The following is a 14,569-nucleotide window of genomic DNA, read 5'->3' as shown; positions in this document are numbered from 1 at the left end:
GGGTTAGCTTGGTCAAATTCGTCAGCTACCAAAAGTGGCGATTACCCAAGAAGCCCCCACTTCAAGCAACCCGTAAGGATGGTAAGAGGGGGTAGTTCACTGAGTTTAGAATTATATGTTAATCATAAACGTTTAAGGAGAAGGCACCATCATTGTTGGATTCAATCCAACTATGGGTGGTGCATTTTCTATTTAGCGGGAAGGAAATCTTTCCCGTCTAGAGCTTCGATTACTCGTTCTACCGTAAAGATTTGAATAAGTGCATTTAAGGTATATGTCTATAAAGCTTGGCAAATACCAGTTTTTCAAAAAAATGAAATGTTAGATTCTGAAAAGCTCGTCTAATTTTTTATCACCCGCATACAATATTTTGAGGTGAAAAAATTGAGAGAAGCGCAGGTAGACAAATTACATATCTTCTTAGTGATGTTCTTCATTAGTTTAATCATGAGTATCCAATCTCCAATTTTCACTCCTTATGCAGCGATGGTAGGTGCGTCAGGTGTATTAATTGGTATTATGCTTAGTGTTTCACAGTTGGCAAATTTAACTGGAAATTTGATTGCTGGTCCTTTGGTTGATCGGTTTGGAAAGCGAATTTTTATTACTCTGCCTTTACTTGTGTCTGGCATTTTGTTCATCGCCCATGGTGTTGTTGGTGATACGGTTAGCTTGTTAATGCTTAGGGCCATGAATGGATTTTCGTTAGCGTTTTTAATTCCAGCAGCAATGGCATTACTTTCGGGATATGCCAAAAATAGTGTACAGCAAGGAAAAAACATGGCAATTAATGGAATACTAGGAACGATTGCTAGTATCGTAGCTCCTGTAATCGGAGGACAACTAGGTGTGTCGATAGGGTATGCCAATACGTATTTCGTAATAGGTTCTGGATTAATTTTAACCTCTATCTATACGATGAAATTTATAAATGAAAGACAAATTGTTATGATGAAAAGGAACTCAAAAACAGTTTTGAGTCTGTGGGATGTTTTAACTACACCGGGTCTTCAGGTTGTATTTTTGACTGGATTTGCGGTGATGTATATTCATGGGGTCCTTATTTATGAAATTCCTTACTTAACGGTAGAAAAAGGTTTATCTACTGCGGTTACTGGACAATTATTTAGTTATTTTGGTATTGGAACGTTTATATCCTTATCATTGCTTTTTATTAATAGGTTCGACCCTGTGAAGCGGTTGATCCTCGGGTTATTTGGAATGTGTATAAGTTTGTTTGCACTATTTAATTCTCTTCTATCATTAAGCATATTGGTTTTCCTTATTGGTGTCTTTTTTGGAATTATGATGCCGGCGATGGCTACTGCATTAACGGATGTTGTTTCAAGTGAAGGGCATGGGAGAGCTTTTGGCGTTATGTCAGCAGTTTATTCGTTAGGGATGATTTTCAGTACCTTTTTTACAGGTATTATTCGTAGCTTTATTTCACCTTATTTTATTGCATTTTTGATAGGAATGGTTGTTTTGACACTGATTGGTTATTCAAAACTGCAATCTCCAAGTCCAACGAAGTCTTATTAGGAAGGGGAAGGGAAAATGAAAAAAATACTTCTAGCTATTGGGGTTATAGCAATTCTTGGATTTGTTGCTTATTTAGAAAAACCTGAAAATAACTACCATGGTTTCGTTCCTGATTTACACGTCGATTCAACACCTACCATTCGCGAAGAAATCGAAAAGGAAATTGAGGAGGAATCCATTGAAGCTTATGCTCACTTGGAACAAGAAAGTACTCCTGCCATGTCGAGTGTGGAGCTTGAATTGGTAGATACTTATGAAGAGGATGGCTATATGGTTGAAAAATATCGGAAATATGAGGTGTATAGAAATGATGATGGTGTTATTGTGAAAAAAGAACCGACTTCAAACTATGAATTTTTAAAATATAAAATAGACGAATCGAGTGAGTCTATGGGAACACATAATTAAAACTGGCTAAGATAGATTGGCCAGTTTTTTGGTTAGAAAAGAAGAAATAGCATAAACTATAAAAAAGAAGGTGACTAAAGTGGAAGAAAATAAAGAAAAATATACGGTTGCAGGAACTGATATTGAAGAAGTAAAAAGAAAGAATGCGGAATCTGGACTATCCTATAATGAGGTAAAGGCATTACTAGCATCAACAGGAGGTCTAGAAACATCCGTTTACAGTAATACGGATGTAGAGGAAATTAAAAAGAAATTGAACTCTGATTAAAAAAGAATAAGTGATAGAAAGGGAGCCGATACATGCATTAGCGTTTGTTGGCTTCCTTTCAGTAGGTATGAATTACCTTGTTTTATTTATCCACCTAAACGGGCAGTAAGACTCCGATCTTAAGCTTTTGGGAAAGGTGGGAAATCATCAGTGGGGGATGAAAGAAACCCCACACCGATGGTTAGTCTTCTTTATACTTCCACCTTAGCTAAAATGGAAAATACCTGTTTTAAGTCTTGAATTAAATCTTCTGCTTTCTCAACTCCAACTGAAAAACGTAATAGTCGATTATCTACTCCTCGTTCTATGCGTTCTTCCAGTGGGATATCAGCATGAGTTTGAGTTGCTGGATAAGTAATAAAGCTTTCGACGCCACCAAGACTTTCCGCGAATGTAATAACTTGAAGATTTTGTAAAAATGTATCCACCCATTGGCTTTCTTGTAATTTGAAGGAAAGCATACCGCCTTTACCTGGATAATATACGTCACTAACCAAGGCTTCGTTCTTTAAATAAGAAACAATGCTTTTTGCATTTTCTACATGTTTATCCATCCGTAATGAAAGTGTTTTTAATCCTCTTATTAAGAGCCAACAATCAAAAGGTGAAAGGACAGCACCAGATGCATTATGGATGAAGGATAATTTTTCACAAATTTCATTGCCTTTTGCAACAACTAAACCAGCTAATACATCGTTATGTCCCCCGATATATTTTGTCGCACTGTGAACAACAATGTCTGCACCTAAGTCAAGAGGTCGCTGTAAGTAGGGGGTCATAAACGTATTGTCTACAATCAGTAAAAGATTGTGTTTTTTGGTGATAGCTGCAATCTGGGCAAGGTCAATTTCTTGCATTAATGGATTCGTTGGCGTTTCGAGAAATATGGCTTTTGTATTTTCGGTGATTAATTGCTCGATTTGCTGATTGTTTTCAAAATCGGTGTATGTCGTTTGAATATGGTATGTATCTGCGTAATGTTGAAGCAAGCGATAGGTACCACCGTAAATATCTTTAGGAACAATCAACTGATCCCCAGGTTTAAACAAAGAAAGAACGAGCTCGATTGCTGCCATGCCAGAACTACATGCAAATCCGCTATCTCCATTTTCTAGATCAGCAAAGCCCTCTTCCAATATGGTTCTTGTAGGATTTTTTGTTCGGCTGTAATCGAATCCAGTTGATTGGCCTAGTCCTTGATGTTGGTATGCCGTCGATAAATAAATAGGTGGATTGACAGCCCCCGTTGATTGATCACTCTTATTGCCTAATTGAACCAATCTCGTTTCTATACTTTTGTCTGACATTTTTTCATCTCCTTATAAATGAGTGGACCCTGCAAGGAAGCCCTATTGTTTCATCGTAGGATAATCAATAGTAATATTACGTTAATATTCGTTTGCTAATTACTATTTCCTGATCTTATTTTTCACATGAATCAAATGCTAAAATAAAACCCTCTTCCTATAGATAAGAAGAGGGTTGATGCACAATGGCTATTTTCTCTTCTTATCTACAAGCATGATGCTCCTGGAATTGGCACAGTTCTCTGTAAAGTCTGTTGCCGAGGCTTCAAAGGGCCAGTCCCTCCACCTCTCTGGATAAGAAATTTGGATATTCAGTTAAATATTAGACTACACGTATTCGTATTAATTGTCAATAAGAATTTTGGTAATTTTTTGTTTTTTACATAGAAGGTTTTTACATAGAATCATTCTTCATAAACATAATTTCCCTATTACACGGACAAAGTCATCATTTAGTAGGGAGGAAAAGTCCGTGACAAGAGTTCTCACGGACAAAGTTAGCACCCAGCGCAGTAAAAATGTCCGTGAAAAAGCTATCATGGACCAAATCACATTTCAATATCTATAAATGTTAGCAAAGGAAGTATATCTCGTTCGTCAACCCTATATAGTTAACGGTTGACAATTAGAAGAAAATAAAATATCATATTTTCAGAATATAAATTTAATAGAGTCCATTTTTATAGGTCTAGGGAGGAGATTTTTATGAAATTAAAAGCTGTCGATATTACGCTTGCGGGTCTGTTCGCTGCTCTTATGGCTATTGGCGCTAATATTACTGCATTTATCGTTATTGGAGGAGTTCCTATTACGTTAACTACTTTCTTTTGTATTTTGTCAGGTCTATTGCTTGGAAGTAGGTTAGGAGCTATTTCGATGACGGTATATGCCTTGGTTGGGTTAGCAGGGGCCCCTGTTTTAGCACAATTCTCGGGAGGGCCATCTTCGGTTATATCCCCTACGTTTGGATTTGTAGTATCTTATATCATTGTTGCGTATTTAGTAGGGAAAATAACGGAGAAGAGAGCTACAAAAGCAAATTTCGTATTTGCTTCCATAGTTGGTATGGCAATTAACTATGTATTTGGAACGACCTGGATGTACTTTGCATATCAATTATGGTTTGGTGCACCTGAAGGATTTAGCTATGCGGTGGCGTGGTTATGGATGTTAGCACCACTTCCAAAAGATATTATTTTAACTATATTGGCTGGCGGATTAGCATACCGGATTTATGGGAAAGTTTATAAATCTAGAAATTTAAGTAGTACAAAGACTGCTTAATGGTTTATTTGTAGAGAGATATTTTATAAGAGAAAGGGGTATGGGGAATGGTAAATGATTGGTTTGGAATGGCAGAACGTGTCATTATGGGGGAGGAAATTACAGACGAGGAAGCATTGTCCATTTTAGATAGTCGAGACGAGGAACTTTTGTTATTATTACAAGGCGCTTATAAAATAAGACATCATTATTATGGAAATAAAGTAAAATTGAACATGATTATTAACGCAAAATCTGGGCTTTGTCCAGAAAACTGTGGGTATTGTGCCCAGTCTTCTGTTTCGGAAGCACCTGTAGACAAATACACTTTTGTAAATGAATTATCATTACTAAGTGGTGCAGATCAAGCAACTAAATTAAATGCTGGAACATATTGTATCGTTGCAAGTGGTAGGGGACCGAGTAATCGTGAAGTGGATACTGTAGCTTCTGCAGTTAAAGAAATTAAGCAAAGATATGATTTAAAAGTTTGTGCTTGCATGGGTATATTGAAGCCTGAACAAGCAGAGAAATTAAAAGAAGCTGGTGTGGACCGTTATAATCATAATATCAATACATCTAAAGCGCATCATCCAAACATTACAACTTCTCATACGTATGACGATCGTGTAGATACAGTTGAAACTGCGAAAAGTGCAGGAATTTCTCCTTGCTCTGGTATTATTGTAGGGATGAAGGAATCAAAAGAAGATGTCATTGATATGGCAAGAAGTCTAAAGATTATCGATGCGGATTCCATTCCGGTTAACTTCTTACATGCAATTGATGGAACTCCATTAGAAGGAACAGAAGAACTGGATCCAAGATATTGCTTAAAAGTATTAGCATTGTTTCGTTATATGAATCCAATGAAGGAAATTCGTATTTCTGGTGGTAGAGAAGTAAACTTAAGGAGCTTGCAGCCATTAGGGTTATATGCAGCTAACTCTATTTTTGTTGGTGATTATTTAACAACAGAAGGCCAAGAAAGCACTGCTGATCATAAGATGATTGAAGATCTAGGTTTTGAAATTGATTATAATGAAGTACCTGAAAAACAAATATAAACAGTGATCAAACCTGTCTGGATAGACGGGTTTTTTAATTCCCTAAACTCTTGATAACCTAAATAAAGCAATTTTTAGAAAATAGGCTTGCTTTTCAATAAAACAGTGTTATAGTGTTTATATAGATATACACACCTTAACACTTAAATACATTGGGAGGAATTTTTTATGAAAGCACTTTGGGGATATGTATTAGTTTTTATTTTAGCAGCGGCACCATTTTTTGAAGCATATGGAGTGATTCCAATTGCCATTATTTCGGGATTGTCCATCGTACCCGTAATGATTATTGGGTTGGTTGGAAATTTATTAACCGTATTACTTCTTATTATGTTCGTCAATCAGTTTAAAGCTTGGAGAAGTAAACGTAGAAAAGATAAGAAGCCAAAAGAAAGTAAACGATCCGCTAGAGCACAAAACTTGTGGAAGAAATATGGGTTGCCCGGTTTAGCAATGTTCGGTCCATTAGTTGCCGGAAGCCATTTAACCGCCTTAGCTAGTATGACATTTGGTGGAACGAAAAAGAAAACATTCATTTGGATAACGATTAGTATTACGACCTGGAGTATCGTTTTTACTGTTTTATTATATTTCGGTATCGACTTTATTGGTTTAAAGGACAAAGGCATTATTAATTACTTTAATGGAAATTAAGAAGGGGTGAATGAAATTGTTTAAAGATGCATTTTGGTTGGTTAAGATGGAGTATAAGCAACAATGGATAGCGGTTATTTCAACGTTTATCATGTGTTTAATTGTTGGTCTTTTTATGGGAACATTTCTTTCGGGATTTACTAGTTTCCACTTTGAAGTGAACTCTACTTCTTTTGATTCATATTTCCTTGACTTTTTGTTTTTAGGTTTAGCACCTTCATTTGCAACTTTATCTATGGCCAAACCATATTTAAGTTATCGAGTAGCGAAGCATAATCCTTATGGAAAACGAATGGCAGTACTTCGCTCTTTACCTATTTCCGTCTCTGTTTTAGCTTTGAGTCGGACATTGTTTATGCTATGTACTCTTGTCATCATGTCGTTTGCGTTTTTCGGAGCAATGAGCATCATTATTCTTATATTTTCAAATAACATTTTAGAATGGATGACGATTGGTGACTATGTTATCTTTGTTTTCGTTTGGTTTGGATTTATGTTAACAATTGGTGGGCTTAACCCTTATGTCGAATATGGGATGAAGGGTAAAATGTTGCATTTTATACCTTTCATCTACATGGGCTTTGTTATTATTATAGAAATCATCTTTTTCACGTTCTTTAATCAAAGTGTTATAGAAGCTATATTACAACTTATCAAAAGTTACGGATTCATTGTAGCTATCGTTTCCATCCTTATTGGAATCGTAAGTTGTTATGAATGGAATAAAATACTCAAAAGGCGTTTAGAAAAACGTGATTATATATAGAAGGGAGTGGATTTTCGCATGAAGATACCAATCCATGTCTCTGATGAAAGTAGAGAGCCAATCTATCATCAAGTCGAAACCCAAATTAAAACACTAATCGTTAGTGGTCAACTGCATCCTGAGACACCACTTCCTTCGATAAGAGCCTTAGCAAGTGATCTAGGCTGTAGTGTGATTACAACAAGAAGAGCGTACCAAAATTTAGAGGTAGCTGGTTTCATTAAGACAGTACAGGGAAAAGGGACGTTCGTTCGTGAAGTGAAAAATGAACATATGGAAGAGACGAAACAAAAGGTTGTACATGATGCATTTGAAAAAGCTGTAGAACAAGGTATACAAGTAGGCTGTTCGGAAGAGGAAATTAATCATATTTTTTCAGATGTTATGAAGAAAAACTTTAAGTAATGAGGGATAAATATGCAAACCAAAGTTTTAGAAGTTACAGGCTTAGAGAAACGTTTTAAAAAATTCCATTTAGGTCCAATGGATTTCGAACTGGAGCAAGGAATGATCGTTGGATTAGTAGGGGCAAATGGTTCGGGAAAAAGTACATTCCTACGTTTATTGATGAAACTAATGAGAGAAGACGGTGGAGTAGTTAAAATTTTAGGAATGAATTGGAAGGAAGAGGAGGAAGAAGTAATATATAAAAAGAAAATTGGTTATGCTGGGGAATTATTAGAGTCTTTTGATTCTACAACTATAAAAGATATAAAGTTTTTTATTTCCCATTTTTTCCCGACTTGGAATGAAGAAAAGTTTACAAGGTTGGTGGAACGTTATCGTATTGATATAGATGAAAAATTTAGTAAATGCTCTAAGGGAACCAAGAAAAAGATTGATTTTATTTTTGCAATGGCACATGAACCCCAATTGCTTCTGCTTGATGAACCAACGTCAGGAGTGGATATTGTTTCTCAAAAGAAAATGAAAGAAGATCTTATTCGGTTTATGGAAGAAGGAGAAAGAAGTATTGTTCTTGCGACTCATACGGTCGATGAAATTAACCAGCTTTGTGATCAAATCATGGTGATGGATCAAGGACGAATTACACAGTCCTTTTACAAAGATGAAATTCATGATCATTGGGGAAGGGTATGGGTTTCTCATATAACAAATAATGTGAAAAACCATCCTAACGTCATTCGGTTTGAAGTTAACCCAGCCCAAATTGTTACGAATCATGTAAGTAATGTAGAAGATGTCTTGCAGGCTGAACAAATAACCATTAATCAAACCCAGCGTCTTTCCATGGAAGAAGTTTTAGAATATTTGATTGAACAAGAATAACCGCTTATTATCTCCTATTCTTAAGATAAGGTGAATTTAGAGGGATTTAGATAGAAGTTTTACAGCAAAACAGATAGAATGAAAGGAGAAGATAAGGTAGAGGAGTGTTTTTGTGGAGAGAATCAGTATTGCCATAGATATGGATGAAGTACTTGCAGATACTGCCAAAAAGGTTTTTCAAACTGCAAAGAAACTAGGTCTTCCAGTAAGTGAAGAAGGGTTGCGGGGGAAAAGTATTTGGGCATCATTAACAGAAGAACAGTTAACGGTGCTTGGTCAAGCAATTAATACAGCTGGATTTTTCCGTGATTTGGAAGTGATTGATTCGGCCATTCCGGTTGTAAAAGAATTATCCGAGCATTATGATATATATATTGCAACAGCTGCAATGGAGGTCCCATTTTCCTTTATGGATAAATATGAATGGTTAAAAGAGCATTTTCCATTTTTAGATCATAATTATTTTATTTTCTGTGGAAACAAAAAGGTTGTCCATGCGGATTATTTAATTGATGATACAGTTACGCAACTAGATAATTTCACGGGAACCGGAATATTATTTGAAGCCTATCACAATGAAGATATGAAAACAAAACATGTCCATGTTAGTGGATGGAACGATGTGCGTGAGTATTTTAAAAAGCTAAGAGAGTCACAAAACTAGTAAACAAAAGGCGCAAATCAAATGGTTTGTGTCTTTTATTACTTAGCAAGAAAAAAGGAGTATAATCGAATGGATTGGTATGAAAAATTAAATACGTATTTTCCTGTCAGTGAAATGAAATCAAAAGTACAATTAGACGCCTTATTGTTAGAAAAAGGTGAGCATTACATTAAAGATGAAGGAAAATACCACATTGTCATGTATGCAGAATTTGATACTTTTATATTTATAGATTTTTTATGGGTTTCAGAAAAAGCAAGGGGTAAAGGGATTGGTCATCAATTAATGGAGAAACTTAAAGCCAAAAATAAAACGATCATTCTAGAGGTGGAGCCAATAAATGAAGAAGAACCGGATACGGAAAAGAGGCTCCGGTTTTATAAAAGAGAAGGTTTTCAATATGCGAAAGCAATCACCTATCAATTTCATTCCTTTGTATCAAACGAAGAAATTATGATGGAAATTTTATATTGGACGAATGATACTACTTCAGAAATGACAGTCTATGAGAATATGAAGGAAGTTTATAACCAAATTCATATTTATAAAGTAGAAAATATATATGGGGTAACGCCAAAACCTGTTTCTGAAGTTTTACATTTTCAGAAATGATGGCTAGGTTTCAATAACAAAATCCCCTCATTCACGAAGTTCGGAATGGGGGGATACTATTTCTAATTGGTTTTTATTTAGAGAAGATTGAAATTAGGGAGTTCCAAATAGACTTTATAAAGGTAATGAAAGAATTGATCATGTTCTGTCCTTCTTCTGTTTGGGCAAATTCTTCCACCTTATTTTTTGCTGTATTGATTGTGTCGCTCACCTTATCCCAGTCAATATTTAAACCTTTTAACTTATTGAATAAAGAAACCAGCTGATCCAATTGTGCGTCTGTAAGGTTGATACCTAATTCTGCTGCTAGACGTTTAATCATATCACGAATTTCAGCTTCTGTTTGAGGATTTTTTTCAGCCATTTCTTCCTTAATTAAGTTCATCAATTCTAATGCTTTGTCTTCACCGATATTTTCATCCTTGGAAAGCTCAGAAGTCACTACCATTTCTTCATTAGCAGCTTGCTTTACATCTTCGTCAATTTTTTCACCAGTGGACACTTCATATGCTTTAAGAATTCCTGTTAATGCACCTGTACCTGAAACAGAGAATGGTGCGGTAACATAGATTTGTGCATCTGTAACTCCTGCAGTTGCAAGAGGATTGATATACATTTCTTCTGTAATATAATTAATATTCTTTGTTTCCACTGCTAAGCCTGAATCGGATTGTCCTAATGTAATTCTTGCAGAGGAGATAGCTCTAGATCCAATTTGGCTTGCAGGAATATAACTGCCTAAATATTGGTGTTCTTCCTTATTGGTGACATAAACGATTTCAACATCATTTTCGTTTTCTATTCCCATGTCTTTAAGAACCGTTTGCTTTTGGTCAGCTGTTAAATCTTCACCTAATGTAACGATAACATCTCCTGGAACTGCATCCGCATGTACAGTTGTTATAAAAACCGAGAACAACATAACCATTGCTAGAAATGATATCCCTATTTTGTGTATTGTTTTTTTCAAAAGAATAGCATCCTTTCTTTTAAGTATTTCTTAAAAGCTATCGTATCATATAAATTATAAATGTAACCCAATAAAAAGGAAAATTTAAATCACGTTTCGTTCGACAGGTTTTCCAACGCGTAGTCCCCATACAACTTTAGACGTATAGTAAAATACATTTCAGGGGTATTCTTTTTGAATGCTTTTTCATATATTCTTGAATCAAGGTCAAAAAATTGCAGAGAGGTAGTTGATTGATTTGAAAAAAGTAACGGTTATTGCGATTGTGTTAATCGGAGTTATGGCGGTTAGTATTACTCAATTTTTTTCAAGAAATGGATCAGGTCCAGAACAATTAGAAGTATCGGAGAACTTTGTTGGTGTTCATGTCAAAGCACACAATGCTGCGGTAGAGATTTTTCCATCTGATAGTAAGTCAGCAGAAATAGCAGTTTCGGGGAAAAATAAACATGATAAGCTTGAAGCAAAGGTGAAGAATGATACGTTAATGGTCGAACTAAAAGCAAACGATTTTTTTCATGGTTTACATTTGACTGGTTTAACGCTTTTAAAACATTAACATTAACCATCTATCTACCTCAGAATGTGTATGAAGCGATAAAAGCTGAAACGGAAAATGGTCTTGTTAAATTGAAAAATTTAAAAGCGAATGATGTTTATGTAGAAACCGACAATGGGGAAATAAATTTAAGAAATATAGAAAGTTTGAATCTTTCTGCTGAGGCAGACAATGGTACTATTCTTTTGGATAACGTCGTAGGTGAAATTTCAGGTAATACAGATAATGGTAAAATTGTTTTTAAAACAGATTCTTTGGATCAAATGATAGATTTGGAAACAGATAATGGAGCGATTAATGTATATACAGAAAAAGAACCGACCAATACAACGTTTAATATTAACACAGATAATGGTAAAATTTTGGTTTTCGGCAAAAGTAACTATGATACAGTCATTGGAAATGGCGAAAATTTAGTTAAATTAAAAACAGATAATGGAAGCATTACTGTAGAGAAGAGATAAGTTGAAATTGACTAAACTCCTGGAATACTGAAGTTAGAAAATAGGTCGGATGGGCTCTTAATCAGAGCAATCATCCGACCTTCTATTCCTAAAACGCCCAATTTCCTTTTCTGAAAATAGGTTTTCTTGTTCCGTCTGGTAAAATACCGTCAATATTCATTTTGTCTGAACCTATCATGAAATCGACATGGGTTAAACTATCATTGAGACCATTTTCTTTTAACTCTTCTTCACTCATTTCTTTTCCACCTTCTAAACAGAAAGCATAGCCCTTTCCAATTGCGATATGATTGGATGCATTCTCATCAAAAAGGGTTTCAAAGAAAATTAAATCCGTATCGGAAATAGGAGAGTGATGGGGAACGAGCGCCACTTCACCGGTAAAATGTGAGCCCTCATCTGTTTCAATTAGATGCTTTAATGTGTCATATCCTTTTTCCGCTTGATAGTCTACAATTTTTCCATCTTTAAATGTTAAGGAGAAGTTTTCAATCAAATTTCCGGAATAACTTAAAGGTTTTGTTGCTGAGACGGTTCCATTTACTCCTGTTTTCAAAGGAGCGGTAAATACTTCTTCCGTAGGTATGTTCGCGACAAAAGGAGTTCCTTTCTCATTTATACTTTCCGCACTTATCCAAATATGTTTCTCAGGTAATTCGATAGTTAAGTCCGTTCCATCAGCTTGATAGTGTAGGGCTTTGAATTTTTGTTCATTTAAATAGGTAGCTTTGGATTCCAACGTATCAATGTGTTCTTTCCATGCGTTAACAGGTTCTGAGAGATTAGCGCGTGTCGCATTGAATATAGCGTCCCACAATGCATGGACAGCTTTTTCACCATCTAACTCCGGAAATACCTTTTTGGCCCATGCTTCATTTGGAACAGATACAATGGACCAGCTTATTTTGTCACTCATTTCGTATTTCGTAAAGGTAGCAAGGGCTGTAGAAACTGTTTTAGAGTTGGTTTGAATTCGTTTTGGATCGATTCCATTCAGTAAATCTGGATTGCTAGATAAAACAAAAAGGAATGCGGCATCGTTTTCCGCTAGATCGATACGATGTTTAGCTAAGTATTTTGGATAGGTTTCAAATGTTTCATCTGGTGCCAATTCAAACTTTGTTCGAGTCAATACATCATCAGACCATTCGTGAAGTACATTAGCAGCCCCTTTTTCATACGCTTTCTTCGTTAACATACGAACAAAATCAATAGCCGAAATTGGTGCTGAGATAACCAATGTTTGCCCTTGTTGAACATTAGCACCTACTTCAATTGCAAGGGAGGCGTATTTCTCTAAATTCTCATTAAACGTAGACATCATTTTCAATTCCTCCATTTTTATAAGTATAGATATATGTTACCAAATTCACTAGAAAATATCACATCTGTAACAAACATACTCTTATGCTAAAATAAGGTTAGTTAAGGTATTGAAAGGAGTGATGGGTTTGGCTAATATTTACTGCCCGCTATGTGGAGAAGAAAATAAATTTATGGCACGTACGTCAGAGGATTGCTGGTGCACTTCGGAAAAGTTTCCAAAAGGAATATTTGATTTAGTACCTGAAGAAAGTTGGAGAAAGCATTGCATCTGTAAAAATTGTTTAGAAGCGTATAAAGAGAAAACCAGTATCATGAGGGATAAAACTACATAAATGTGTTAAGAAGGTTGAAAAAAGAAAGGTGATGTTTAGGACACCTATTCTTTTTTCTAAAAAAGTAATTAATTTTTAAAATCGTTTAATCGTTCAAATGTTTCTAATAGGAATTGGTAAAATACTTCCTCAGTAGGTGACAATTTTCGTTCGTTTGAGAAAATGACCCCAACGGTTCTAGTTAAATTTGCATCAGAAATGGGTATCATGACAGTAGGACGTGGTGTATTATCGATTAAAGTCATTTCTGGTATTAATGCAACGCCGAGGCTTGCGGAAACTAATCCTTTTAATGCATGTATGTCTTCTCCTTCAAATGCAATCTTCGGAGAAAATCCTGCATTATTACAAGCTTGTATCACTTGATCACGAAATACAAATGATTCAGATAAAACAACGAAAGAGTCATCCTTCAATTCTCGCAACATGATGGAGTCCCGCTCTGCCAAAGGATGATGACTTGGTAATAATGCAACAATTTTTTCCACGAAAAGAGCGGTTCCTTTAATTTTTCCGCCTCTATTTTTGGGCATCGGTGCAACCATCGCTAAATTGTAATCCCCTTTTTGAACGCCTTTAACGAGATCTTTATGGGCAGCACTAATCATTTGAAATTTCACTTCAGGATAACGCATACGAAAGGAATGAATGATGGTTGGGATTGTATGGGCGGCCATACTCATAGGAAAGGCAATTCTAACAGTTCCTTTGTCAGGGCTTAAATATTCCTTGACTTCTCTTTTTGCTTCGTCCATCATGTTCATTACTAAATGCATCCTGTCATAGAAAATTTTACCAATTGTCGTTAATTTTACATTCCTACCTTCTCGAATGAAAAGTTCTATACCAAGTTCTTCTTCTAAATTAAAAATCTGTCTGCTAACAGAGGATTGTGCAACATGTAAGGCATTAGCAGCCTCTGTAACATGTTCGCGTTTGGCAACTTCAAGGAAATATTGGATTTGTCTAAACTCCATTTTTTCATCACTCCGTCTATTCATGCGTTATATGCATTAATTTAATCGAAAATTTATATTGTATCTATTAATGGTCATATTATAAAATATAACTATGTTA

At 35.5% G+C, this 14,569-nt stretch carries 17 protein-coding genes, 1 pseudogene and 1 riboswitch; of the genes and pseudogenes, 14 read left to right on the top strand and 4 right to left on the bottom strand.

Features of this window, described 5'->3' with window-relative positions; translation table 11 throughout:
• Positions 1 to 384 precede the first annotated feature (384 nt).
• The 3 genes from KM885_RS14065 to KM885_RS14055 all read left to right on the top strand — a co-directional run bounded on the left by KM885_RS14065 (position 385) and on the right by KM885_RS14055 (position 2,218).
• Positions 385 to 1,542, top strand: coding sequence for an MFS transporter (locus tag KM885_RS14065; protein ID WP_225344215.1), 1,158 nt, complete (start codon positions 385 to 387; stop codon positions 1,540 to 1,542).
• Positions 1,543 to 1,557: 15 nt separating this feature from the next.
• The gene (locus KM885_RS14060) at positions 1,558 to 1,950 is read left to right on the top strand and encodes a hypothetical protein (RefSeq protein ID WP_047186624.1); all 393 of its coding nucleotides are present in this window, start codon (positions 1,558 to 1,560) and stop codon (positions 1,948 to 1,950) included.
• Positions 1,951 to 2,029: 79 nt separating this feature from the next.
• Positions 2,030 to 2,218, top strand: coding sequence for a hypothetical protein (locus tag KM885_RS14055; RefSeq protein ID WP_047186623.1), 189 nt, complete (start codon positions 2,030 to 2,032; stop codon positions 2,216 to 2,218).
• 191 nt (positions 2,219 to 2,409) lie between these two features.
• On the opposite strand, the gene KM885_RS14050 is transcribed toward KM885_RS14055, so the two are convergent.
• Entirely contained in the window at positions 2,410 to 3,525 is a 1,116-nt protein-coding gene (locus KM885_RS14050; RefSeq protein WP_047186622.1) for a methionine biosynthesis PLP-dependent protein, read from the bottom strand.
• A 199-nt stretch (positions 3,526 to 3,724) separates the two neighbouring features.
• Positions 3,725 to 3,826, bottom strand: a riboswitch (SAM riboswitch).
• Positions 3,827 to 4,230: 404 nt separating this feature from the next.
• Here KM885_RS14050 and KM885_RS14045 point away from each other — a divergent pair.
• The 8 genes from KM885_RS14045 to KM885_RS14010 all read left to right on the top strand — a co-directional run bounded on the left by KM885_RS14045 (position 4,231) and on the right by KM885_RS14010 (position 9,841).
• A complete protein-coding gene (locus tag KM885_RS14045; RefSeq protein ID WP_047183605.1) occupies positions 4,231 to 4,809 on the top strand; it encodes a biotin transporter BioY in 579 nt (192 codons plus the stop codon).
• A 47-nt stretch (positions 4,810 to 4,856) separates the two neighbouring features.
• Entirely contained in the window at positions 4,857 to 5,855 is a 999-nt protein-coding gene (gene bioB, locus KM885_RS14040) for a biotin synthase BioB (RefSeq protein WP_047183606.1), read from the top strand.
• Between the two features lie 168 nt (positions 5,856 to 6,023).
• Positions 6,024 to 6,509, top strand: a complete 486-nt coding sequence (locus tag KM885_RS14035) for a small multi-drug export protein (protein ID WP_047183607.1) — start codon at positions 6,024 to 6,026, stop codon at positions 6,507 to 6,509.
• 10 nt (positions 6,510 to 6,519) lie between these two features.
• Entirely contained in the window at positions 6,520 to 7,275 is a 756-nt protein-coding gene (locus tag KM885_RS14030) for a hypothetical protein (protein ID WP_128715700.1), read from the top strand.
• A gap of 18 nt (positions 7,276 to 7,293) precedes the next feature.
• Positions 7,294 to 7,680 (top strand): GntR family transcriptional regulator, encoded by a 387-nt coding sequence (locus KM885_RS14025; protein WP_047183609.1) that lies wholly within the window; start codon positions 7,294 to 7,296, stop codon positions 7,678 to 7,680.
• 12 nt (positions 7,681 to 7,692) lie between these two features.
• Complete coding sequence (locus KM885_RS14020) at positions 7,693 to 8,565, top strand: ABC transporter ATP-binding protein (RefSeq protein WP_052771599.1); 873 nt, start codon at positions 7,693 to 7,695, stop codon at positions 8,563 to 8,565.
• Between the two features lie 112 nt (positions 8,566 to 8,677).
• Positions 8,678 to 9,229: a 5' nucleotidase, NT5C type gene (locus KM885_RS14015; protein ID WP_047183610.1), complete on the top strand. Its 552-nt coding sequence runs from the start codon at positions 8,678 to 8,680 to the stop codon at positions 9,227 to 9,229.
• A 69-nt stretch (positions 9,230 to 9,298) separates the two neighbouring features.
• Positions 9,299 to 9,841, top strand: coding sequence for a GNAT family N-acetyltransferase (locus tag KM885_RS14010; RefSeq protein ID WP_047183611.1), 543 nt, complete (start codon positions 9,299 to 9,301; stop codon positions 9,839 to 9,841).
• A gap of 73 nt (positions 9,842 to 9,914) precedes the next feature.
• Here the strand turns inward: KM885_RS14010 and KM885_RS14005 are convergent, their stop codons facing one another.
• Positions 9,915 to 10,799 carry a DUF1002 domain-containing protein gene (locus KM885_RS14005; protein WP_204798602.1) on the bottom strand — a complete coding sequence of 295 codons (885 nt, stop codon included), beginning with the start codon at positions 10,797 to 10,799 and terminating at the stop codon, positions 9,915 to 9,917.
• A 241-nt stretch (positions 10,800 to 11,040) separates the two neighbouring features.
• Between KM885_RS14005 and KM885_RS14000 the strand changes: the two genes are divergently transcribed.
• Both KM885_RS14000 and KM885_RS13995 read left to right on the top strand, forming a co-directional pair.
• Positions 11,041 to 11,370, top strand: coding sequence for a hypothetical protein (locus KM885_RS14000; RefSeq protein ID WP_216884163.1), 330 nt, complete (start codon positions 11,041 to 11,043; stop codon positions 11,368 to 11,370).
• A gap of 2 nt (positions 11,371 to 11,372) precedes the next feature.
• Positions 11,373 to 11,834, top strand: a pseudogene (locus tag KM885_RS13995) (DUF4097 family beta strand repeat-containing protein); the annotation flags it as partial.
• A gap of 88 nt (positions 11,835 to 11,922) precedes the next feature.
• Here the strand turns inward: KM885_RS13995 and KM885_RS13990 are convergent.
• Positions 11,923 to 13,155, bottom strand: coding sequence for an aminopeptidase (locus tag KM885_RS13990; RefSeq protein WP_204798601.1), 1,233 nt, complete (start codon positions 13,153 to 13,155; stop codon positions 11,923 to 11,925).
• A gap of 130 nt (positions 13,156 to 13,285) precedes the next feature.
• Here KM885_RS13990 and KM885_RS13985 point away from each other — a divergent pair, with 130 nt between their 5' ends.
• Positions 13,286 to 13,492, top strand: coding sequence for a cysteine-rich CWC family protein (locus KM885_RS13985; protein ID WP_216884162.1), 207 nt, complete (start codon positions 13,286 to 13,288; stop codon positions 13,490 to 13,492).
• Between the two features lie 68 nt (positions 13,493 to 13,560).
• Here the strand turns inward: KM885_RS13985 and gltC are convergent, their stop codons facing one another.
• The gene (gltC, locus tag KM885_RS13980) at positions 13,561 to 14,469 is read right to left on the bottom strand and encodes a glutamate biosynthesis transcriptional regulator GltC (protein ID WP_047183614.1); all 909 of its coding nucleotides are present in this window, start codon (positions 14,467 to 14,469) and stop codon (positions 13,561 to 13,563) included.
• Between the last annotated feature and the right edge of the window lie 100 nt (positions 14,470 to 14,569).

It is taken from the genome of Oceanobacillus caeni, assembly GCF_019037185.1.
Taxonomy (GTDB): domain Bacteria; phylum Bacillota; class Bacilli; order Bacillales; family Amphibacillaceae; genus Oceanobacillus; species Oceanobacillus caeni.
This window is presented reverse-complemented; position numbering and strand designations above follow the sequence as displayed.